This window comes from Streptomyces sp. NPDC028991 (assembly GCF_055564775.1).
This window is the reverse complement of sequence record NZ_JBVHVP010000038.1, coordinates 11,377-33,774: the sequence shown is the minus strand read 5'-3', so window position 1 is coordinate 33,774 and position 22,398 is coordinate 11,377. Positions and strand designations below refer to the sequence as shown.

The 22,398-nt window shown below is 72.5% G+C and carries 14 protein-coding genes and 1 pseudogene; 8 read left to right on the top strand and 7 right to left on the bottom strand.

Translation table 11 applies throughout. The features are described 5' to 3' along the window. Positions 1 to 25: 25 nt before the first annotated feature. From ACZ4V1_RS34575 to rpsO, 3 genes are all read right to left on the bottom strand, one after another. The gene (locus ACZ4V1_RS34575; protein WP_468344684.1) at positions 26 to 1,405 is read right to left on the bottom strand and encodes a M16 family metallopeptidase; all 1,380 of its coding nucleotides are present in this window, start codon (positions 1,403 to 1,405) and stop codon (positions 26 to 28) included. Further along, entirely contained in the window at positions 1,402 to 3,621 is a 2,220-nt protein-coding gene (locus tag ACZ4V1_RS34570) for a polyribonucleotide nucleotidyltransferase (RefSeq protein ID WP_055421659.1), read from the bottom strand. The genes ACZ4V1_RS34575 and ACZ4V1_RS34570 overlap by 4 nt, the downstream gene beginning before the upstream one ends. A gap of 305 nt (positions 3,622 to 3,926) precedes the next feature. Beyond that, the gene (gene rpsO / locus ACZ4V1_RS34565) at positions 3,927 to 4,214 is read right to left on the bottom strand and encodes a 30S ribosomal protein S15 (RefSeq protein WP_019330982.1); all 288 of its coding nucleotides are present in this window, start codon (positions 4,212 to 4,214) and stop codon (positions 3,927 to 3,929) included. Between the two features lie 316 nt (positions 4,215 to 4,530). On the opposite strand from rpsO, the gene ACZ4V1_RS34560 reads away from it, so the two are divergent. Continuing rightward, positions 4,531 to 4,827, top strand: a complete 297-nt coding sequence (locus tag ACZ4V1_RS34560; protein ID WP_468344681.1) for a DUF397 domain-containing protein — start codon at positions 4,531 to 4,533, stop codon at positions 4,825 to 4,827. Between the two features lie 120 nt (positions 4,828 to 4,947). Here the strand turns inward: ACZ4V1_RS34560 and ACZ4V1_RS34555 are convergent, their stop codons facing one another. Next, positions 4,948 to 6,492, bottom strand: a complete 1,545-nt coding sequence (locus ACZ4V1_RS34555) for an outer membrane protein assembly factor BamB family protein (protein ID WP_468344678.1) — start codon at positions 6,490 to 6,492, stop codon at positions 4,948 to 4,950. A 444-nt stretch (positions 6,493 to 6,936) separates the two neighbouring features. Here ACZ4V1_RS34555 and ACZ4V1_RS34550 point away from each other — a divergent pair. Then, positions 6,937 to 7,020: pseudogene (locus ACZ4V1_RS34550) on the top strand (SCO5717 family growth-regulating ATPase); the annotation flags it as partial. A gap of 101 nt (positions 7,021 to 7,121) precedes the next feature. Here the strand turns inward: ACZ4V1_RS34550 and ACZ4V1_RS34545 are convergent. Continuing rightward, the gene (locus tag ACZ4V1_RS34545; RefSeq protein WP_468344707.1) at positions 7,122 to 7,274 is read right to left on the bottom strand and encodes a hypothetical protein; all 153 of its coding nucleotides are present in this window, start codon (positions 7,272 to 7,274) and stop codon (positions 7,122 to 7,124) included. 235 nt (positions 7,275 to 7,509) lie between these two features. Here ACZ4V1_RS34545 and ACZ4V1_RS34540 point away from each other — a divergent pair, with 235 nt between their 5' ends. From ACZ4V1_RS34540 to ACZ4V1_RS34515, 6 genes are all read left to right on the top strand, one after another. Next, positions 7,510 to 10,545, top strand: coding sequence for a MinD/ParA family ATP-binding protein (locus ACZ4V1_RS34540; protein WP_468344704.1), 3,036 nt, complete (start codon positions 7,510 to 7,512; stop codon positions 10,543 to 10,545). A 357-nt stretch (positions 10,546 to 10,902) separates the two neighbouring features. Then, complete coding sequence (locus ACZ4V1_RS34535) at positions 10,903 to 12,750, top strand: ABC transporter substrate-binding protein (protein WP_468344675.1); 1,848 nt, start codon at positions 10,903 to 10,905, stop codon at positions 12,748 to 12,750. Then, the gene (locus ACZ4V1_RS34530; RefSeq protein WP_468344673.1) at positions 12,743 to 13,828 is read left to right on the top strand and encodes an ABC transporter permease; all 1,086 of its coding nucleotides are present in this window, start codon (positions 12,743 to 12,745) and stop codon (positions 13,826 to 13,828) included. Before ACZ4V1_RS34535 ends, ACZ4V1_RS34530 begins: the two co-directional genes overlap by 8 nt. Continuing rightward, complete coding sequence (locus tag ACZ4V1_RS34525; protein WP_468344670.1) at positions 13,825 to 14,829, top strand: ABC transporter permease; 1,005 nt, start codon at positions 13,825 to 13,827, stop codon at positions 14,827 to 14,829. Before ACZ4V1_RS34530 ends, ACZ4V1_RS34525 begins: the two co-directional genes overlap by 4 nt. Continuing rightward, complete coding sequence (locus ACZ4V1_RS34520) at positions 14,826 to 15,863, top strand: ABC transporter ATP-binding protein (RefSeq protein ID WP_468344667.1); 1,038 nt, start codon at positions 14,826 to 14,828, stop codon at positions 15,861 to 15,863. The genes ACZ4V1_RS34525 and ACZ4V1_RS34520 overlap by 4 nt, the downstream gene beginning before the upstream one ends. Next, positions 15,860 to 16,921, top strand: a complete 1,062-nt coding sequence (locus ACZ4V1_RS34515; RefSeq protein WP_468344664.1) for an ABC transporter ATP-binding protein — start codon at positions 15,860 to 15,862, stop codon at positions 16,919 to 16,921. The genes ACZ4V1_RS34520 and ACZ4V1_RS34515 overlap by 4 nt, the downstream gene beginning before the upstream one ends. A gap of 268 nt (positions 16,922 to 17,189) precedes the next feature. Here ACZ4V1_RS34515 and ACZ4V1_RS34510 read toward each other — a convergent pair whose 3' ends face one another. Then, the gene (locus tag ACZ4V1_RS34510; protein ID WP_468344661.1) at positions 17,190 to 18,149 is read right to left on the bottom strand and encodes a bifunctional riboflavin kinase/FAD synthetase; all 960 of its coding nucleotides are present in this window, start codon (positions 18,147 to 18,149) and stop codon (positions 17,190 to 17,192) included. 128 nt (positions 18,150 to 18,277) lie between these two features. Further along, positions 18,278 to 22,324: a trypsin-like peptidase domain-containing protein gene (locus ACZ4V1_RS34505; protein WP_468344658.1), complete on the bottom strand. Its 4,047-nt coding sequence runs from the start codon at positions 22,322 to 22,324 to the stop codon at positions 18,278 to 18,280. Between the last annotated feature and the right edge of the window lie 74 nt (positions 22,325 to 22,398).

Below are 22,398 nucleotides of genomic sequence, written 5' to 3'. Positions count from 1 at the left end.
TACCGGAGAGGGTTGACCGGAGGTTTCAGGCGACGGCGTCGTGCAGCCGGGACGCCTGCTTGTCCTTCAGCGGGCCGATGACCGAGAGTGAGGGCCGTCGTCCCAGGACGTCGCGGGCGACCTCGCGGACGTCGTCCGGCGTGACCGAGGCTATCCGGGCCAGCATGTCGTCGACGGACATCTGCTCGCCCCAGCACAGTTCGCTCTTGCCGATACGGTTCATCAGCGCGCCGGTGTCCTCCAGGCCGAGCACCGTGGAGCCCTGGAGCTGGCCGACGGCGCGGCCGATCTCGTCGTCGGTGAGGCCGTGCTCGGCGACGTGGTCGAGTCCGTCGCGGCAGATCTTCAGCACGTCGTGCACCTGGGAGGGCCGGCAGCCCGCGTAGACGCCGAAGAGTCCGCAGTCGGCGAAGCCCGAGGTGTACGAGTACACGCTGTAGGCCAGGCCGCGCTTCTCCCGGACTTCCTGGAAGAGGCGGGAGGACATGCCGCCGCCGAGGGCGGTGTTGAGGACGCCCATGGCCCAGCGGCGCTCGTCGGTGCGGGCGAGGCCCGGCATGCCGAGGATGACGTGGGCCTGCTCGGTCTTGCGGCCGATCAGCTCGACCCGGCCCGCGGCACGGATGGTGCGCCTCCCGTCGCGCGGGGCGATGGGGGCGGCCACCGGCTCGCGGAAGGCGCCGGCCTTCTCGAAGGCGGCGCGGACCTGGCGTACGACCTTGTCGTGGTCGACGTTGCCGGCCGCGGCGACCACCAGGTGGGTGGGGTCGTAGTGCTTCTTGTAGAAGCGGCGGATGCGGTCGGCGGTGAGTGCGTTGACCGTGTCGACGGTGCCGAGGACGGGGCGGCCCAGCGCGTTGTCGCCGAACATGGTGTGCGCGAACAGGTCGTGCACGCAGTCGCCGGCGTCGTCCTCGGTCATCGCGATCTCTTCGAGGATCGCGCCGCGCTCGACGTCCACGTCGTCCTCGCGGATGAGCGAGCCGGTCAGCATGTCGCAGACGACGTCGATGGCGAGCGGCAGGTCGGTGTCGAGCACGCGTGCGTAGTAGCACGTGTACTCCTTCGCCGTGAACGCGTTCATCTCGCCGCCGACGGCGTCGATGGCGGAGGAGACGTCCAGGGCGCTGCGCTTGCGGGTGCCCTTGAAGAGCAGGTGCTCGAGGTAGTGGGTGGCGCCGTTCAGGGCCGGGGTCTCGTCGCGGGAGCCGACGTGCGCCCAGATGCCGAAGGTCGCCGAGCGGACCGAGGGCAGGGTCTCGGTGACGATGCGCAGGCCGCCCGGGAGGGTGGTCTTGCGGACCGTACCGATGCCGTGCTCGCCCTTGATCAGGGTTTGGGTACGGGCGACGGCCCGCGCCTCCGAGGAGGTGCGGGCCGTCGCCTTGGAGCTACGGGACGTCACTGGTCGGCGTCGTCCTTCTTCTCGTCGTCGCCTGCTTCGCCCTCGATCACGGGGATCAGGGAGAGCTTGCCGCGGGAGTCGATCTCGGCGATCTCGACCTGGACCTTGGCGCCCACGCCGAGCACGTCCTCGACGTTCTCCACGCGCTTGCCGCCGGCGAGCTTGCGGATCTGCGAGATGTGCAGCAGTCCGTCCTTGCCGGGCAGCAGGGAGACGAACGCGCCGAAGGTCGTCGTCTTCACGACGGTGCCCAGGTAGCGCTCGCCGACCTCGGGCATGGTCGGGTTGGCGATGCCGTTGATCGTGGCGCGGGCGGCCTCGGCCTGCGAGCCCTGGGCGGCACCGATGTAGATGGTGCCGTCGTCCTCGATCGTGATGTCGGCGCCCGTGTCCTCCTGGATCTGGTTGATCATCTTGCCCTTGGGGCCGATGACCTCACCGATCTTGTCCACGGGGATCTTGACCGTGATGATCCGCGGGGCGTTCGGGGACATCTCGTCCGGCGTGTCGATCGCTTCCATCATCACGTCGAGGATGTGGAGGCGGGCGTCACGGGCCTGCTTGAGAGCGGCGGCCAGGACGGAGGCCGGGATGCCGTCCAGCTTGGTGTCGAGCTGGAGGGCGGTCACGAACTCCTTGGTGCCGGCGACCTTGAAGTCCATGTCGCCGAAGGCGTCCTCCGCACCGAGGATGTCGGTGAGGGCGACGTAGTGCGTCTCGCCGTTGATCTCCTGGGAGATCAGGCCCATGGCGATACCGGCGACGGGGGCCTTCAGCGGCACACCGGCGTTCAGCAGCGACATGGTGGAGGCGCAGACCGAGCCCATGGACGTCGAGCCGTTGGAGCCGAGGGCCTCGGACACCTGACGGATCGCGTACGGGAACTCCTCGCGCGTCGGCAGCACCGGCACGATGGCGCGCTCGGCGAGGGCGCCGTGGCCGATCTCGCGGCGCTTCGGGGAGCCGACGCGGCCGGTCTCGCCGACGGAGTACGGCGGGAAGTTGTAGTTGTGCATGTAGCGCTTGCGCGTCACCGGGGAGAGGGTGTCGAGCTGCTGCTCCATGCGCAGCATGTTGAGGGTGGTGACGCCCAGGATCTGGGTCTCGCCACGCTCGAACAGCGCGGAACCGTGCACGCGCGGGATGGCCTCGACCTCGGCGGCCAGGGTGCGGATGTCGGTGACACCGCGGCCGTCGATGCGCTTCTTCTCCTTGATGACGCGCTCACGGACCAGGGACTTGGTCAGCGAGCGGTACGCGGCGGAGATCTCCTTCTCGCGGCCCTCGAACTCCGGCAGGAGCTTCTCGGCGGCGAGCGCCTTCACGCGGTCCAGCTCGGCCTCGCGCTCCTGCTTGCCGGCGATGGTGAGCGCCTGGGTGAGCTCCGGCTTGACGGCGCCGGTGAGCGCCTCCAGCACGTCGTCCTGGTAGTCCAGGAAGATCGGGAACTCGCCGGTCGGCTTGGCGGCCTTCGCGGCGAGGTCGGCCTGCGCGCGGCACAGCACCTTGATGAAGGGCTTCGCGGCGTCCAGACCGGCGGCGACGACCTCCTCGGTGGGCGCCTCGGCGCCGCCCTCGACCAGCTTGACGGTCTTCTCGGTGGCCTCGGCCTCGACCATCATGATCGCGACGTCGCCGTCCTCCAGGGCACGGCCCGCGACGACCATGTCGAAGACGGCGTCCTCGAGCTCGGTGTGCGTCGGGAAGGCCACCCACTGGCCGCGGATCAGCGCGACGCGGACGCCGCCGATCGGGCCGGAGAAGGGCAGGCCGGCCAGCTGCGTGGACGCGGAGGCGGCGTTGATCGCCACGACGTCGTACAGGTGGTCGGGGTTGAGGGCCATGATCGTGGCGACGACCTGGATCTCGTTGCGCAGGCCCTTCTTGAAGGACGGGCGCAGCGGCCGGTCGATCAGGCGGCAGGTGAGGACGGCGTCCTCGGACGGCCGGCCCTCACGGCGGAAGAAGCTGCCGGGGATCTTGCCGGCGGCGTACATCCGCTCCTCGACGTCCACCGTGAGGGGGAAGAAGTCGAGCTGGTCCTTGGGGTTCTTGGAGGCGCTGGTGGCCGACAGCACCATGGTGTCGTCGTCCAGGTACGCCACGGCGGAACCGGCGGCCTGCCTGGCCAGCCGGCCCGTCTCGAAGCGGATGGTGCGGGTGCCGAACGCGCCGTTGTCGATGACGGCTTCGGCGTAGTGGGTCTCGTTCTCCACTAGTGTTTTCTCCTCGTCTTCGTCCCTCCTCGCCCGTGTGGCGGGGGGACGGTGGCGGAGAAGCGCTCCGTGCAATGCGGGCCGGTCTTCGATCGAAGCACCCGGGGTTCTGCCCCCGGGGGCCACTACCGAGGACCGGCGGCGGCGAGGCGCGCTTCTCCTCGTGTCGTTCGTTGTGTCGTTCGTTGTGTCGTACGTCGTGCGTCTTGTGTTCTGTTACCACACTACAAAGCGGTGGCGTCAGAGCGCACGTACAGCAAAGGGAGCGGCCCCCGAACGATGGGAACCGCTCCCTTCACGGCGTCTTACTTGGCGCCCGCCGCACCGCGGCGGATGCCGAGGCGCTCGACCAGCGCACGGAAGCGCTGGATGTCCTTCTTGGCGAGGTACTGCAGCAGCCGGCGGCGCTGGCCGACCAGGATCAGCAGACCACGACGGGAGTGGTGGTCGTGCTTGTGGGTCTTGAGGTGCTCGGTCAGGTCGGAGATCCGACGGGACAGCAGAGCGACCTGGACCTCGGGGGAGCCGGTGTCGCCCTCCTTGGTACCGAACTCGGTGATGATCTGCTTCTTCACTGCGGCGTCGAGCGACACGCGTACTCCTCGTTGGTCTGTGAGTGCCCACCGAGTGCCCCCGGTCTACGTCTCGGGGGATCTTCCGTGACTCGGAAGGCGGGGATCCGCTGGGCGCGGCCTCCAGGGCTCCTGGGCTCCGGGGGCGCGTACACAAACGGCCGTCACACAGCGTACCAGCCTGGACGGACGGCCCTTCCCGCAGGTCGCCGGCGGGCTTGGACACGTGTCCGTCACCCCTGCGGTCACGGACATCCGCAAACCGCTGAGCAGGGAGAACGGTGGCCAGTAGGGTGACCGCACAGACCGCCCGCAGTACAGGAAGGACCGAGCCACCATGGTCGACGCCGAGGACCGGGAACTCAAGGCGCGCAAGGAACGGGAGCGGGACGAGCTCTACTCCCTCGACATCTCCGGCGTCGAGTGGCACAGCGCGCCCGGTACCGAGGAGCACGAGGAACGGGTCGAGATCGCCTACCTGCCCGCCGGTGCCGTGGCCATGCGGTCGTCGCTCGACCCGGACACCGTGCTTCGGTACACGGAGGCGGAGTGGCGGGCGTTCGTGCTCGGCGCCCGGGACGGGGAATTCGACCTGGAGCCGGCGGAGGGGGACGGCGGCGCCCGGGCGGAGTGACGCCCGGGCCGAGCGGTGCCTGTGCCGAGTGGCGCGTGTGCCGAGTGGCGCGTGGACTGAGCGGCGCGTGGACTGAGCGGCGCGTGGACTGAGCGGTGCGTTGTGCGGGGAGGGGGAGCGTCAGGGCTTCTCCGCCGCGCTGCTGCTTCCGATGCCGAGGACCAGGTAGAGCCACTGCTTCTTCTTGTCGCCGGAGGGGCCCCTCGCGGACTTGGCGCCGAAGAAGATCCGGCCGTCCTGGACGACGATGTCGTTCTCGTTCGCGAGCGTCAGCGGCTCGCCCTCGCTCGGCAGGCCGAAGTAGAAGTACGGGATCTCCCTGTCCGTCGCGGGATCCAGGGCGACCAGCGCGTTCGGCGCGATGTGGTCGTTGCTCAGGCGCAGGGCGAGGAGCTGGTCACCGCTCATCCGCAGCGGTTGGAGCAGGGAGCCCGGACCGGAGTCGAACTTCTTCGTCGTGTTCCCCGTCGCCAGGTCGAAGCCGATGATCCAGTTGGAGACCTGCTTCTCCATCTGGTCCTTGCTGCGGATGAAGACCTGCCCCGCGCCGACGGCGATGGTCGGGCAGTCGTCGATGATCAGGTGGTCCGTGTAGGCGCAGTCGGCGACGTACGCGCCGTTGCGGAGACTGATCGTGGCGCGGTTGCGGCCCTTGTCGTCGAGGGACAGCAGGTCGGTGATCCCGGTGTCGCCGCCTGCGACGGCGAGGACGGGGGGCTCGGACGAGGGCACACTGAGGTCGCGGATGCCCTTGGCGGCGGAGTACGTCCACTGGGTCCGGCCGGTGGCCGGGTCGGCCTTGCGCACCTTGTAGGTGACGTGCTGCCAGGACGTGTCCGGCACGCTCTCGTCGGTGCTCCAGCACCTCTGACGGATCAGCAGCGCGCGTCCGCCTGCCGCTCCCATGTCCTGGCAGGGGGCGGTGGCCCTCGTGGCCCACCGGCTGGTGCCCTTCTCCATGTCGTACCCGACGGTGCCACCGCCCCAGGTCACGGCGACCGTGTCGTGCGTCAGCGTCACGCTCGGCTGGTCCTGGGTGCTCCTGCCCGTCGCGGAGCCCGGGCCGGGACCGGCTACCGAGTAGGAGAAGCGGTCCTCCCAGACGAGTCGGCCGTCGTCGAGGTCGACGAAGGCGACCTGGTTGCAAAAGGCGTCCTCTTCCTCGTCGTTCGCCCTGAAGAGAACGGCGGTGCGGTGGTCGACGGTCACATGGCGCGTGTAGCCGCAGATCGGGCCGTCGAGCCCGAGCCGCCACTCCTCCTCGCCGGGCGCGACGTCGGTGCCGATGCGCATGCCGACGAGTGTCTTGTTGACGCCCTTGGCGAGGATGCGGTCCGTGGCCCACATGCCCGGCATCTCGACGTGCTCGCCGGGGACCATGTCGTCCACGGAGAACCGGAAGGCCATCTCGCCCACGGTGCTCGCGGGTTGCTTCTCGACCGTCTCCCGTACGTCACGGGGGCCTTGCCCGTCCGCGGCACCCGGCTTGTCCGACGCAGCGCCGTTCTCGTCCCCACCGCCCCACAGCAGCCAGCCGCCGGTGCCCAACGCGGCGGCCACGACGACCGCGAGCAGTGCCGTCAGAGCCTTCCGACCGCGCTTCCCCTCGGCGGTCCGCGCGGTCGGCGGGGGCCGGGTCATCGAAGGGGGCGGGCCGTAGCTCACGCGTGGGTCCTCTTCCTGGTGATGGGATTCCCGCCATGGGATGACGGCAAGCGCTCCTACTGTGCCGGTGCCTTGATCACCCGCGATCACCCGTGGGCCCGCGCGGGTCCGACACCGTCGACTCCGACCACGTTCCGGTGGCGTTCTGTCTGACTTGTCCATGGATGCGGTGTGCGCATGCACGGATTCGGAAACGAGGTACGGCACTTCGGGGCAGGCTGTGACGCAATGGGCAGACGCTGAGGTGAGGACGGGGCTGCCGGGGTGGGGCGTGTGGTGATTAGGCTGGGTCCCGGCGCGACGCCAGAACCCGTGGACCGGTCGTCGGCGTCGTACGGGGAGGGCCGACGATCGGACGACCTCGTTTCACTTCGGACAACGTCGGACGACAAAAACGGTCGCCCCAGCACGGCATGAGGGTGCTCGACCACACCAGGAGGAACTGTGAGCAGCGATCGGGACGGGATCCGCGGGGGCTGGGCTACACCCGGCGATGACCAACCCGACGCGGAGTCCGCAATCGAGACGACGGGCGAGTTCACCATCGACTACGCCCCGCCCGCCTGGTACACGCAGAACGCGTCGAGCGATCCGGCACAGGGGCCGCAGGGTCAAGGGCAGGGGCAGGGTCAAGGGCAGGGGGCGGTCTCGGGGTCGGGTGCCGGTTCCTCTTCTTCCTCCACCTCGTCCGCTCCGCCCGCCGCGTCCACTCCGCCCGCTCCCCGCGGGCCGGTTCCGCCGTTGCCCGGGCTGACGCCGCCGCCGCACGCGGCTGCGGCCAACGGCTCTTCCTCCGTTCCGGCCCCGGCCCCTGGGGCGCCCTTCACGCCGCCGCCGCCCGCTCCGGGGGCCGCGTTCACACCGCCTCCGCCGCCGGGTCCGGGGGCGCCGTTCACTCCGCCCGCGCCGCCGACCGGTGGGCCGGCCGGGGTACCCAGGCTGCCGGTCGGGAGCGGGTTCGAGCCGCAGCAGTCCCAACAGCCACAGGGGCGGCCGGAGTCCGAGCCTGAACCGCAGGTGCGGTCCGAGCCGGAGGCCGTGGCCGCCCCGGCACCTGCCGCGGATCCGGTTTCCCCCACGGCCGTACCGACGTTTCCGGCCGGCGGGTTTCAGCTTCAGGCACCCGCTCCCGCGTCGGCCGACGAACCCGAGCCCGAGCCCGAGCCCGAGCCGGAGCCGGAGACCGAGACCGAGCCGGAGACCGACAACGGTGATCTGGAGAGTGGCGCCACCATGCGCTTCTCCGCGAGCGCCCTGCAGCGGGAGATCTCCGAGCGTGCCGTGGCGGACGGCACCGGGTTGGACGAGCACCCGGCCCTTGTGGTCGCCGAGCCCGAGGTCACCGCCCAGGACGATGCGGCGACCGTTTCCGAGGAGAACGGCGAGGACGCGCCGGACGAGTCCCCCTCCGTGGCGGACGACACCGTGGAGCGCGGGAGCGTCGACGGTTCCGCAGGCGCGGGCGGCTCCGAACTCGCCGGCGACGGTGCGCGGGACGACAGCGCGCGGGACGACGTGACGGACGGGGACGGTGCGGCCGATGTCATCGACGTGTCCGACCCGGCCGACCCGGCCGACGAATCCGACGACGTGGCCGAGGTCCGCCTCGGCGGTCCGGCTCCGGACGATGAGCCCGAGTACGAGCCCGAGGACAGCACCCCGGCGGAGCCCGAGCGTGAGCCCGAGCGTGAGCCCGAGCCCGAGCCCGAGGACGCGATGCCCGAGCCGCAGGACGCCCAGCCCCCGGTGGCTCCCGCGACGCCCGTTGCGGAGCCCGTTGACGCGGTTCCGGACGCCGTACTCGCGGACGCCGTACCCGCAGACGCCGTACCCGCGGACAGCGTTCCCGTGGACACCGCGCCGGAAGATGCCGCTCCGGCCGACGCACCGCCCGTGACGCAGGGCGGACTGCCGCCGCTTCCTCCGTCGTACCCCCCTGGCGCACCCGCTCCGGCGCACCAGTGGCCCGCAGAGCCGCAGCCGGCCCCCGCCGCTCCGGAGCAGGCGGGCGTACCGGCCCAGCAGCCTCCGTTCCAGCCGCAGGCCCCACAGCCGGCGCCCGCCGCGTGGAACCCGCAGCCGACCGCCGCGCCGATGCCTCCAATGCCGCCGAACCAGGCGACCGCGCAGCCCGCTCCGCAGGCCGGCTACGGCTTCCCGCAGCCGGGCCACACCACGCCTCCGCCGGCCCAGCAGTCTCCGGCCTCTCAGCCTGGCGGCGCCCCCGCCCCCGTGCCCGGTACCGCCGGTTACGGGTTCCCGCAGCCCGGCGCGCCGACTCCGCAGCCCCACCCCCCGGCCCAGCCCGGTGGTTACGGCTTCCCGCAGGCACCCGGGCCGCACGGGCAGTCACCGCAACAACAGCCGTACCCCGGCGTACCGGAGCAGGGCCGGGCGCAGGATGACGCGCAGACACCGCCGGCCCCGTCGTCGGCCGTTCAGCAGGGCTTCGCCCCGCAGGCACCGCAGGTCCCGCAGGCACCACAGACACCGCAGGTCCCGCAGGCCCAGCCGCTGGCCGCTCAGCCGGGGCAGGGCTCTCAGAGTCCGCCGGCCCCGTCGACCCCGCCGACCCCGTATGCCCAGCAGCCATACCAAGCGCCTCCTGCGCCCCAGCCGACGCAGCAGGGTCAGCAAGGTCAGCCCCAGCCTCCCCAGCAAGCTCAGCAAGCTCACCAGGCCAATCAGCCCCAGCAGCAGCCCGTCGACCCCCGTCTCGGTGCCGCCTGGCCGCAGCCCATGCAGCACGACCAGCGCCAGCCCACCAACCCGGGTGCCGCACCGCTCGGTTACACGGCCGCCGTCGAGCTGTCGTCCGACCGGCTGCTCAACAACAAGAAGCAGAAGGCGAAGAGCAGCCGCCCGGCGGCCGGCGGTTCGCGGTTCAAGCTGGGTGGCAAGAAGGAGGAGGCCGAGCGGCAGCGCAAGCTGGAACTGATCCGCACGCCCGTGCTCTCCTGCTACCGCATCGCCGTCATCAGCCTCAAGGGCGGCGTCGGCAAGACGACCACGACCACCGCCCTCGGCTCCACGCTCGCCACCGAGCGGCAGGACAAGATCCTCGCGATCGACGCCAACCCGGACGCCGGTACGCTCGGCCGCCGGGTGCGCCGGGAGACCGGGGCGACCATCCGTGACCTCGTCCAGGCGATCCCGTACCTCAACTCGTACATGGACATCCGGCGGTTCACCTCCCAGGCCTCGTCCGGGCTGGAGATCATCGCCAACGACGTCGACCCCGCCGTGTCCACGACCTTCAACGACGAGGACTACCGGCGCGCGATCGACGTGCTGGGCAAGCAGTACCCGATCATCCTCACCGACTCGGGCACCGGTCTCCTCTACAGCGCCATGCGCGGTGTGCTCGACCTCGCCGACCAGCTGATCATCATCTCGACACCCTCCGTGGACGGTGCGAGCAGCGCCAGCACGACGCTGGACTGGCTGTCCGCCCACGGGTACGCCGACCTCGTCTCCCGGTCCATCACCGTCATCTCGGGGGTCCGTGAGACCGGCAAGATGATCAAGGTTGACGACATCGTCGGCCACTTCCAGACCCGGTGCCGGGGCGTCGTCGTGGTGCCGTTCGACGAGCACCTGGCCGCCGGTGCCGAGGTGGACCTCGACATGATGCGGCCGAAGGTGCGGGAGGCGTACTTCAACCTCTCGGCGATGGTCGCGGAGGACTTCGTCCGCCACCAGCAGTCGCACGGCCTGTGGACGTCCAACGGCAACCCTCCGCCGGTGGCCGCACCGCCGCTGCCGGGTCAGCCCGTACCGGGACAACAGCCCGTACCGGGACAACAGCCCGTGCCAGGACAGCAGCCGATGCCCGGACCGCAGCCGATGCAGGGTCAGCCCGGTGCGCCCGGCCAGTCGGCCCAGTACGCACAGCCGGGGCAGCCGGCACAACCCGGGCAGCCCCAGCCGGGACAGCACGGGCAGCCGTACCCGCAACAGCCCGGGCAGCAGCCGTACCCGCAGCCCGGTTACGGATATCCGCAGCCGGGGCAGCAGCAGCCGGGGCAGGCGCCTCCCCCGCCGCAGCAGTAGATCCGCCACCGCGTAAGGGCCCGCGTCGTCACGGACGGCGCGGGCCTTCGCACGTTCGCAGGCAGAACGGGTGGGGCTCGGCCGTCAGGCTCTCACCAGGGAGGCGCCAGTGGTCTGCGCCAATGGGAGTGAATGCGTCATCAACTCGTTGTTTCCGCAGGCCACATGGGGTTTGACGCACCGTTGACGCGCGCAGACTGCCGCTGGTAGACACACACTTCATCCCACTTGCGCCACCCGATCAAGTCCGCTCAGAGCCATTCACGGATCGCCTCAGCCTGTTCACATCTGTTCAAGCCCGCCTCACGCGGGGGCCCACAGCATCCCGCGCGTGCGATGACGCGAGGTCAGGTAGTCATGAGCACACACGATCAGCACGGCAGTGGACGTACCGGCACCCGCCCGCGGAGGATCCGGCTGCTCGCCGCCGCGGGCGCCACCGCACTCCTCCTCGCATCGGGGATCGCGGCCCCGTCGGCCGCGGCCGACGAGGACGACAAGGTGCTCACCGTCGCCGTGGCACAGAGCGTCGACTCGCTCAGTCCCTTCTTGGCGGTACGGCTGCTCAGCACCAGCATCCACCGGCTGACGTACGAGTACCTGACCAACTACGACCCCGAGGACAACCACGTCGTCCCGGGTCTCGCCACCAAGTGGAAGTCGTCACCGGACAAGCTGACCTGGACGTACACGATTCGCTCCGACTCCAAGTGGTCGGACGGGCGGCAGGCCACCGCCGAGGACGCGGCGTGGACGTTCAACAAGATGATGACCGACGACGGCGCCGCGACCGCCAACGGCAGTTTCGTCACCAACTTCGCCGAGGTCACCGCGCCCAGCCCGACCCGGCTGGTGATCCGGCTGAAGAAGCCGCAGGCCACGATGACCGCGCTCGACGTGCCGATCGTCCCCAGACACGTTTGGGAGAAGGTCGACGACCTCTCGAAGTTCAACAACGACAAGGACTTCCCGGTCGTCGGGAACGGGCCGTTCGTCCTCACGGACTACAAGCCGGACAGCTATGTGCGGTTGAAGGCCAACAAGGACTTCTGGCGGGGCGCGCCCAAGTTCGACGAGCTCGTCTTCCGTTACTACAAGGACCAGGACGCCGCCGTGGCCGCCCTGCGCAAGGGCGAGGTGTCGTTCGTGTCCGGGTCGCCGTCGCTGACGCCCGCCCAGTCCGCCTCGCTCGAGGACGAGGAGAACGTCCACGTCAACGACGCGCCCGGCCGCCGCTTCTACGCCCTCGCCACCAATCCGGGCGCACGGGCCAAGGACGGCACCGAGTTCGGTGACGGCCACCCCTCCCTGCTGGACCAGCGGGTGCGGCACGCGCTGTTCATGGCGGTGGACCGCAAGGCCATCGTCGACAAGGTGTTCCAGGGCCACGCGGTCGAGGGCGAGGGCTACATCCCGCCGCGCTTCCCGCAGTACTTCTTCGAGCCGTCGGCCGGCCAGAAGCTGGCATACGATCCCGCCGAGGCGGCCCGGCTGCTCGACGAGGCGGGCTACCGGACGAACGCCGACGGCGAGCGCCTGGGCAAGGACGGCAAGCAGCTGGACTACCGCATCCTGTGCCACGCCACCGACCCGAACGACAAGGCGGTCGGCAAGTACCTGGAGGAGTGGTGGGGCGAGCTGGGCATCTCGGTCACCCTCAACTGCCTGGACAACGTGACCGACCCGTGGCTGGCCGGCGAGTACGACCTGGCCTTCGACGGCTGGTCCGTCAACCCCGACCCGGACTTCGTGCTCTCCATCCACACCTGCGCCGCGCTCCCGGCCACGCCGAAGGACACGGGAGCCACGGACAACTTCATCTGCGACGAGACGTACGACGAGCTGTACGCCCGGCAACTGGCCGAGTACGACCCCGCCAAGCGGGCGGACCTCGTCAAACAGATGCAGTCGCGGCTGTACGACCTGGGCTACATGAACGTCATGGCCTATCCGAACGCGGTCGAGGCCTACCGCACGGACCAGATCGAGTCGATCACGACCATGCCCTCCGCGGCGGGCAACATCTACGGGCAGGACGGCTACTGGAGCTGGTGGTCGGCGGTCCCCGCGGACTCCGGTGACTCCTCCGGTGGTTCGTCGTCGACCGGTGCCGTGATCGGGGTCGCCGCGGGCGCCGTCGTCCTCGTCGGGCTCGGGGTGTTCTTCCTGCTCCGGCGCCGGGCGACGGCGGACGACCGTGAGTAGGCCGACGACCGCGACCTCGGCCTCGGGCACCGGTGCGGGTACGGGGCCGGGGTCCGCGGGCGGGGGGCGGCCGTCCGGGTCGTCGCCCCGCCGGCTCACCGTCGGCGCGTATCCGCGGTACGTGGCGGGCAAGCTGGCCGGAGCGGCCGTCTCCCTGCTCGCCGTCCTCGTCACCAGCTTCTTCCTCTTCAGGATGATCCCCGGTGATCCGGTGAAGTTCATGACGGGTCGCCGTCCGGTCTCGGCCGAGCAGATCGCCGTCTACCGGCGCGAGTTCGGGCTCGACCTGCCGCTGTGGCAGCAGTTCACGGACTACTGCGGCAAGGCGCTCACCGGGGACCTGGGCACGTCGTACCAGTTCCGCGCCCCGGTCGTCGACAAGATCACCGAGGCGTTGCCGAACACCCTGCTGCTCACCGGCACGGCGTTCGTGCTCTACACCGCGCTGGGCGTCTTCCTCGGCACCCGCTCGGCATGGCGGCACGGCCGGCTCGGCGACCGTCTCAACACCGGTCTGGCACTGACGCTCTACTCCATCCCGTCCTTCTGGCTGGGGCTGCTGCTCATCATCGTGCTGTCCGTCGGTGTGGACCCGGTCCCGGGCCTGTTCCCGACCGGGGGCATGGAGTCGGGCAGCGAGGAGGGCTTCGCCCGGGTCCTGGACGTCGCCCACCACCTCGTGCTCCCGGTGGTGACCCTGGTCGCCGTGGAGTACGGGCAGACACTGCTGGTCACCCGGTCCGCGCTGCTGGACGAGATGGGCAGCGACTACCTGACGACGGCGCGGGCCAAGGGCCTCAGGGACGATCTCGTACGGCGCCGGCACGCCGTGCCCAACGCTCTGCTTCCGACCGTCACGCTGGTCTTCGTCAACCTGGGGCGGACCGTGGCAGGAGTCATCCTGGTCGAGACGGTCTTCTCCTGGCCGGGGCTCGGCGGACTGTTCTACCAGGCGCTCAGCGTGCCCGATCTCCCGTTGGTACAGGGGCTGTTCTTCGTCTTCGCCGCCGCGGTGATCCTCATGAACACGCTGGCCGACCTGCTGTATCCGCTGTTCGACCCGAGGGTGGGCCGATGACCGCCGAGACCACCGGGAGCGCCAAAGGCCCCGAAGGCCCCGAAGGCCCCCAGGGCTCAGAGAGTTCCGAGAGCCTCGAGAGCCCCGGGACCTCGGCGAAGTCCGCGGCGCCCGGTCCACGCGCTCTCGCCCGGCGGCGACGCCGGGCTTCCGTCTCGCGCTTCTGGAAGGAGTACCGCAGGCACCGCGCGGGCGTGTTCGGGCTGGCGGCGCTGACGCTCTTCGTGCTCGTCGCGCTGACCGCTCCGCTCACCGTCGGGTCGGACGTGGAGCGTGTGACCAACGCGCCGGGGCAGCCGCTGGAGAGCCCGAGCGGCCGGTTCCCGCTGGGCACCGACCAGTTCGGGCGGGACCTTCTGGGCCTGCTGGTCTGGGGCTCGCGCGTCTCGCTGCTCGTCGGACTGCTCGCGGCCGCGCTGTCGGTGACGATCGGCGCGCTCATCGGGATCACGGCCGGGCACTTCCGCGGCTGGTACGCCACGGTGATGATGCGGATCACGGACTGGTTCCTGGTGATGCCGACGCTGGTGCTGGCCATCGTGCTGGCGACGGTCCTGTCCCGTTCGCTGGGCACGATCGTGCTGGCGATCGGCGTGACCACCTGGCCCACCACGGCCCGTCTGGTACGGGCGCAGACACTGGCGGTGGAATCACGGCCGTACATAGAACGCGCGAAGGCCCTCGGAGGCGGGCACTGGCACATCATGTCCCGGCACGTGCTGCCCAACGTCATGCCGCTGGTCCTCGCCCAGACGACCCTGATCATCTCCTCCGCGATCCTGGCCGAGGCGACCCTGGCCTTCCTCGGGCTCGGGGACCCGGCGGTCGTGTCCTGGGGCGGGCTGCTGCAGGACGCGCGGGAGGCGGGGTCCGTGAGTTCCGGCGACTGGTGGTACCTGGTGCCGCCGGGTGTCGGGATCGCGCTGGTGGCGCTGGCGTTCACGCTGTGCGGGCGTGCCGTGGAGGCCGTACTGAATCCCAGGCTGGGGGTGTCGCGTTGAGTCTGCTCGAGGTCCGCGACCTGCACGTGACGTATCCCGGCGGTGCGGCCGCCCTGCGCGGGGTCGACCTGACCCTCGCCGCCGGCCAGAAGCTCGGCATCGCGGGCGAGTCCGGCTGCGGCAAGTCCACCCTGGCGCTGGCGGTGCTGCGGCTGCTGCCGCCCGGCGCCCGGAGTGGCGGGGAGATCCTGCTGGACGGCGAGGACGTGCTGACCATGAAGTGGGGCCGGGTGCGTGCGGTCCGCTGGGCGGGGGCGTCGATCGTCTTCCAGGGCGCGATGCACTCCCTGAACGCCGTGCACCGTGTCGGCGACCAGATCGCCGAGCCGATCCTGCTGCACCGCAGGGCCACGCCGGCCGGCGCCCGGAAGAGAACCGGTGAGCTGCTGGAGCAGGTGGGCCTGCCGGCCGGGCGGGCGAGGGCCTACCCGCACGAGCTGTCCGGCGGCCAGCGGCAGCGGGTGATGATCGCGATGGCGCTGGCCTGCGACCCGCGTCTGATCGTCGCCGACGAGCCCACCACGGCACTCGACGTGATGATCCAGGCGCAGATCCTGCGGCTGATCGAGGGCCTGGTCGGTGAGCAGGACGTCGGCCTGATCATGATCAGCCACGACCTGGCCGTGCTGGCCGACACCTGCGACCGGCTCGCGGTGATGTACGCGGGCCGGGTGGTCGAGGAGGGCCCGGCACGGCAGGTCTACGAGGACGCCCGGCATCCGTACGGCCGGGCGCTGTCGGGGGCGTTCCCGAGGATCGGGGACCCGGCCTCGCGGTTCGCGCCGCGCGGGCTGCCGGGAGACCCGCCCGACCCGGCGGCGGTGCCGTCGGGGTGCGCGTTCCATCCGAGGTGCCCGGTCGCGCTGGACATCTGCGCCACGCAGGACCAGGTGCTGCGGGGGGCGGGCCGGGACCGGCGGGCGGCGTGCGTGCACGTGGGGTCCGACGGCACCGGCCCACCACCCGCCGGCGGCGCGGCGTCCGGCGGCACACCGCCGGCGCGGGACGAGGGAGTGAGGAGCAGCACCCCATGACGAGCACCTCGACGACGAACACCGCGACGACGAACACCGCACCTTCGCTGCTGAGCGTCCAGGGGTTGCAGGTCGCCTTCCCCGGCCGGCGTGGCGCGCCCGCCGCCCGGGCCGTGGACGGGGTCGATCTCGACATCGGGCGGGGCGAGATCGTCGCTCTGGTCGGCGAGTCGGGCTGCGGGAAGACGACGCTCGCCCGGTGCCTGCTCGGCCTGGTCGCGCCGACCGCGGGCCGTGTCACCTTCGACGGCGCACCGCTCGCCCGCTCCGCCCGCGCGCTGAAGGCGTACCGCAGGCGGGCCCAACTGGTCCTCCAGGATCCGAGCGGCTCACTGAACCCGCGGCACACGGTGTACGACATCGTCGCCGAGGGTCTGCGGATCCACGGTCACGCGGGGGACGAGCGGACGGCGGTCGCCGAGGCCCTGTCCCGGGCCGGGCTGCGGCCCCCGGAACGCTTCTTCCTGCGCTTTCCGCACGAGCTGTCCGGCGGCCAGCGCCAGCGGGTCGTCATCGCGGGCGCCCTGGTCCTGGAACCGGAACTCCTCGTCGCCGACGAACCGGTGGCCTCCCTCGACGCGTCGGTGCGCGGCGAGATCCTCGCGCTGCTGCTGCGGCTGCGCACCGAGCTCGGCCTGTCCGCGCTGGTGGTGACCCACGACCTGGGGCTGGCCTGGAACATCGCCGACCGGGTCGCGGTGATGTACCTCGGCCGGATCGTCGAGACGGGTGCGGTGGAGCAGGTGCTGACGGCGCCCCGGCATCCGTACACCCAGGCCCTGCTGTCCGTCCTGCCTCAGGCGCCCGGCGCCCCGGTCGTGCTGTCCGGCGAACCCCCGGATCCGTCGCACGTCCCCACCGGCTGTCGCTTCCACGTCCGCTGCCAGATCCTGGCCGGTGGCGAGGCCGAACGCGCCGGGGTCGCCGACGCGTGCCGGCATCGGGAACTGGAGATCCTGCGCGGCGGCGACACGGCCCAGGTCGCCTGCCACTGGGCCCGGGCGGAGCGGCCGGCGGCCGGGAGGACGGGCGACCCGACCGCGGTACGGCCGGACTGACCCAGGCGGGCGCGGGTGGAGGGGGCGCCGCCTGCCGCGCCCGACCGGCTGCCCGGAACGGCGGCCGTACGGCGTCGGCGTGACGCGACCAGCACACGCCCGCCACCCCGACCGGCCACTCGGAACGGCCACCCGGAACGGCGGCCATGGAACCTCGGCATGACGCGACCACCACACGCCCACCGAACCGACCCGCCCCACCCACCGGCAGACCACCACACGCCCGCCACCGACCGCCGGGTATCCGGTCCGGCGGCCGGTGTGGCCGTCAGGACCGGTGGGCGGCCTCCGCCGCGATGATCTCGCGGCACCTGCCGACGTCGTCGGTCATCTGCACGACAAGCGCGTCCAGCGTCTCGAACTTCGCCTGCCCCCGTACGAAGGCGAGGAAGTCCACGGCGACGTGCAGGCCGTACAGGTCGAGGCCGACGCGGTCGATGGCGTACGCCTCCACCGTGCGCTCGGTGCCCTCGAACTGCGGGTTGGTGCCGACGGAGATGGCGGCCGGCATCGCCTCTCCCTGGGCGTGCAGCCACCCGGCGTAGACGCCGTCGGCCGGGACGGCGGTGTGCGGGAGGGTCTCGACGTTGGCCGTGGGGAAGCCCATCTCCCGGCCGCGCTGGGCGCCCCGGACGACGACGCCCTCGACTCGGTGCGGGCGGCCCAGGATCTCGGCGGCGCCCGCGACGTCGCCCTCGGTGACCAGGCGGCGGGTCAGGGTCGAGGAGAACGGTTCGCCGCCGCCCGCGTCACCGCACACGTACAGGTCGACGACCTCTACCTCGAAGTCGTAGACCTTGCCCTGTTCGGAGAGGAACTCGACGTTGCCCGCGGCCTTGTGGCCGAAGCGGAAGTTGGGGCCCTCGACGACCGCCTTGGCGCGCAGCCGGTCGACGAGGACCTTGACCACGAAGTCGGCCGCGGACAGCTTCGAGAACTCCTTGGTGAACGGGAGGATCAGCACCGCGTCCACGCCCAGCTCCGCCATCAGTTCGGCACGGCGGTGGTGCGGGGCGAGCAGCGGCGGGTGGCTGCCGGGGCGGACGACCTCGCTGGGGTGCGGGTCGAAGGTGACGACGACGGCGGGTACCCCCAGCTCGCGGGCGCGGTCCACGGCGTGCTTGATGATCAGCTGGTGCCCGCGGTGGACGCCGTCGTAGGAGCCGATGGTGACGACGCTGCGTCCCCAGTCCTCGGGGATGTCCTCCAAGCCACGCCAGCGCTGCACTGTGTCTGCTCCTCGGTGGTTTCCGTGGGTGCCTCTTACGCAGGTCTAAGGGTGCCATGCCGACCGGCTCCCGCCCGCATCGGCATCGGTGCTGTGACCGGGTGCACGCCGGGTGCGCCGGGGCCGGGTCACACGGGGACTCGTGCGCCCGCGAGGTTCTCGATCGTGCGGCGGGCGCTGGGGCCCACCAGCGCGGCCCAGTCCTGGGGCTCGTCGGCCAGCCAGCCGGTGATCCGGGCGGCGAAACCCGGGAGGTGACGGGCCAGGTCGACCAGGCCGCGGTCGAAGCGGGTGGCGCCGTCCGGTGTGCGGACGAGGAGGAGACCGGTGCGGTGCACGAGGGTTCGCAGGCCGTCGCCGCCGCACTGGGCCGCCGCGTGCAGTAGGGCGTCCAGGACGGCGGGGTCGTGCTCGTGGGCCAGGAGGTGTTCGCGCAGCTCGCGGCGGAGCGGGCCGCGGCCGGGGGTGCCGTCGGCGGCGAGGACGCCGGCGAGCGCGGCCCGCACCGGCGCGGGACCGTCGTCCAGCAGGCCGGTGACCAGGGGGTGGAGTACGGGGCGGGCGGCGGGGTCCTGGTCGAGGCGCCGGTCGACGTAGGCGGCCACGTGCCCGGCGGTCTCCGGGCGCTCCGCCACGGCCTCCCCGACGAGTACGGCCACCCGGCGGGCCAGCGCGGGCGTGGTGGCGTCGGCGAGCCTGCGCAGCGCCTCGCCGGCGTCCGGGCCGCGCAGCCGGGCCCGGAAGGCGTCGAGGACGGGGTCCGGATGGGTCGGCAAGGCGGCGGCCACCGCGCTCGGCGGGAGGTACGGATCGCCCGCCGCGAAGTGGCCGAGCGCCCGCGTGAGGTGCCGGTCGCGGCTGCCCGGGTCCCGCACGAGCAGGGCGAGCGCGCCGCCGCGCAGGGCGCTGTCGGCCGGGTCGGCGAGCAGGACCAGGGCGGTGTGCCGGATCAGGGTGCGGTCGGCGGTGGTGCGTGCGTGCGGGGCGGTGCGCAGGCCGTGGGTCACCGCCGCGGTCCGCCGGGCGGGCCGCTCGTCGCGCGCCCACCGCTCGACGGCCCGGCAGAGGGCGGACGGCTCCTCCTCGGCGAGGACGGCGAGGAGCTCGTCGGCCCGTCGGTGCGCACTGTCGACGAGAACCTCGGTGAGACCGTCGAGGCCGCGGTGGCGGTGCGTGTGCAGCAGCGCCTGTGCGGCCGTCGCGACGGTCGCGTGCGGGGTGGCGGGCAGCGGCCGCTCGTCGTCGAACCAGCGGACGAGGAGCGGCTGTACGGCCGTGGGGTCGGCGGCGAGCAGTCCGGCGACGGTGTCGAGGTGGCGAGGGCCGGGCTGGTGCGGAGGGCCGTCGGCGAGGACGAGTCGGCGCAGCAGGTCCAGGCGCGTGGCCTCCGGCAGCCGCAGGGCCGTCCAGAAGGCGGGCCCGAACTCCCCCGGCGCGGCCTGTCCTTCGACCCGCCGCTCCGCGATGCCGTCGGCCAGCAGCCGCAGCACGTCCGTGTACGGCGTGGCGTCCGGTACGCGTGTCAGTACCTCGGCGAGCAGCCGGGCGGCCCACCAGGAGAGCGGGTCGGCATCGAGGGCGTTCACCAACTCCTCGAGCTTCAGTGCGAGTTGGGGTACGCCGTACTGGCGGGCGAGGAGCAGCAGGGCCTCGACGACGGGGGCGATGCGGTGGCGCGGCACGGGGAGGAAGTGGGTGGGGGTGCCGCGGCGGTGGACGAGGGCGCGCAGGGCCTCGTCCAGGTCGAGGTGAGTGCCCTGGATCCAGTCGGCGAGTTCCTCGTGCGCGAAGCGGTAGCCGCCGCCGGCGGGCACGAGGAGGCCCTCGCCGAGTACGGCCGCTGCCCAGCCGGTGCCGCCACCGAGCCGGGCGGGTGCCGGTCCCCACGGGAACACCGCCTCGAACGACTCCCGGTCCAGCTCGCCTTGGCCTGGGCCGAGGCTGCGCCGGGCCGCCTCGTGCACCTGACCGGAGACCTTGGCCGCGAGACGGCGTACGGCGGTGCCGTGCAGGCCGTTCTCCCCGGCCAGGCGGATCGCGACGCGCAGGCACATCAGGTCCAGGTAGGCCGCGAAGACCCCGTCCCGGTCGACGCGGGCCGGGGGCGGGGAGCCGGGGATGGCCTCGTGGACCTCGGAGAGCAGGCGCAGGGTGAGGGGGTGCCGGCCGTCGGGGTCCGCGAGGACGCCTTCCGGTACGCGGTAGCGTGCGCGCGCCTGCCGGGCCTCGTCGTCCGGCAGATCACCCAGGCGGACGCAGGGCGGGAGCCCGGCGCCGAGGGCTCCGGGCCCGAGCTCGGCGGATTCCGACCGGGCTTCAGGGGCTACGGCCCCGGAGGGCGGCTGTCCGCCGGCCGGCCCCGTCCGCTGCGGCCCTTCACCGGCCGCCCCGGGCGGCCGGCCCGGCTCACCCCCGACGGGACCCGGCCACGACGCCTCGCCGACCGCCCCCGACGACGACCCCGGCCCGCCCCCGACAGCGCCCGGCCACAACGATCCGCCAACCACCCCGGCCGGCGGCTTCTCGCCGATGTCCGGCCAAGCGCACGAGCCTGCGAAGACCGACCCGGACCACGGCTCCTCCCCGGGGGCAGCCCCCCGGGGCGACGGCACGCCCGCGACCTGCCCGGACAGCCGCTCTCCCGGTGCCGAGCCGGACTGCGGCACCGACACGGCGGGCCCGGCCGACGGCCCCCCGGCCGACGGCCCCCCGGTCGCCAGCCCGGACGCACGCTCCCCCGCCGCCCCGTACAACAGCTCCCTGGGGAACTCCGCTCCCGCCCGCTCCCAGTACTCCGCCCGGCATGCCACCACGAGCCGTGCCCCCGTCTCCCGCAGCCACGTCACCGTGCCGTCGGTCCACTCGGGGAGGCGGTGGGCCAGGACGGGCGGCATCTCCTCCGGGGCGTCGAGCAGCAGCAGGAGGGGGCGCCCGGCGGTGCGGGCGAGGCGGGCGAGGCGGTCCGGGGTGATGTCACCGAGGCCGGCGGGGCGGGAACGGTCGGAGGCGGCGATGATGCGGGCGGCCCGGGCCAGTGTCCTGCGTGCCGCGTCCGCCAACGACATGTCGTCGTCCCGCAGATCGGCGCCGCGCAGCCAGAGCGTGGGCGCCGGATCCGTCCCCAGCGCGCGGCGGGAGGCGAGGGCCGCCAGTTCGGTCGTACGGCCGCTGCCGGGTGCGCCGACCAGCCCGAGCACACTGGCGCGGCTCGTGGTGAAGGCGGCGAACTCCCTTGCCGTGGCCGCCCGTTCGACCGGCCCCGCAGGCCCCTTCCCGGAGCCGGGAGGCGCCCCTCCCGCCATCAGCCCCGCACCCACGCCCGCACCGGCACCGGCGCCCACACCGGCGCCCACACGCTCACCCCCTGCCGCCGCCCCCGGCGGGCCGTCCTGCCCCACCGAGGTCGCCGTGAGTGCGAGCACGCCGGCCAGATTGAGGTCGGCGCCGTACGCCGGTACCGTCGCCGCGTTCTCGGCGAGCAGGTCGGCGAGGGGGCCGGGGGCGGGGGCGGGCAGCAGGGGCACCGCGAAGCCGACGTCGCTGTGTGCGGAGCTCAGGGCGGTGCCGACTACGCCGACGACCGCGCCGGTCGCGACGTCGAGCACTGGGCCACCGGCCGCGCCGCCGCCCAGCCGCAGCGCGTCCCGCCCCGATGTGCCGAGCGCGAGCTCCAGGGCGTCACCGATGACGTGGAAGCGGTCGGTGGCCGCGTAGTGGACGTCGGTGGCGCCGAGGACCCGGGCCTCGCGCCAGCCACCGGCGGCGATCCGGACGTACGTCCCGGCCTCGACCCTGCCCCGCACCGTGACGGGCAGCGGCTCGGCACCGAGGCCCTGGGCGCGTACGAGGGCCAGCCCCAGCGCGGGCAGCGGGGTCACGTCGGCGGCCGCCACGACACGTCGGCGGTCCCCGGCGCCGGTCAGCACCAGCCGGGAGAGACCGTCGACCGCCTCGTGGCTGGTGATCACCGTGCCGTGGTGGTCGGCGACGAAGCCGGTGCCGCGCGGACGGCCGGCCAGGTCGTGGACGCGGATCAGCGCGTCGTCGGGCGCGCATCGTGTCGGGTCCGCCTCCCGAACGGCCGGGGGCCCACCGCGCGCGTCCCGGATACCGTCCCGGGACCGCAGTTCCGCCCTGCCGCCCGCCGCCTCCCGGGACCGGTGCCGCGACGCCATCGTCGACCTCCCCGCCGTACACCCGTGCTGTGTGTTCGACGGTAGGCGCGTGATGATCAATGGGACAGATCCCG

What these genes read in the sequence shown, in the direction of transcription:
- ACZ4V1_RS34535 (WP_468344675.1), top strand. Translation starts at nt 10,903, where the DNA reads ATGAGCACACACGATCAGCACGGCAGTGGACGTACCGGCACCCGCCCG.
- ACZ4V1_RS34505 (WP_468344658.1), bottom strand. Translation starts at nt 22,324, where the DNA reads ATGGCGTCGCGGCACCGGTCCCGGGAGGCGGCGGGCGGCAGGGCGGAA.
- ACZ4V1_RS34515 (WP_468344664.1), top strand. Translation starts at nt 15,860, where the DNA reads ATGACGAGCACCTCGACGACGAACACCGCGACGACGAACACCGCACCT.
- ACZ4V1_RS34560 (WP_468344681.1), top strand. Translation starts at nt 4,531, where the DNA reads ATGGTCGACGCCGAGGACCGGGAACTCAAGGCGCGCAAGGAACGGGAG.
- ACZ4V1_RS34525 (WP_468344670.1), top strand. Translation starts at nt 13,825, where the DNA reads ATGACCGCCGAGACCACCGGGAGCGCCAAAGGCCCCGAAGGCCCCGAA.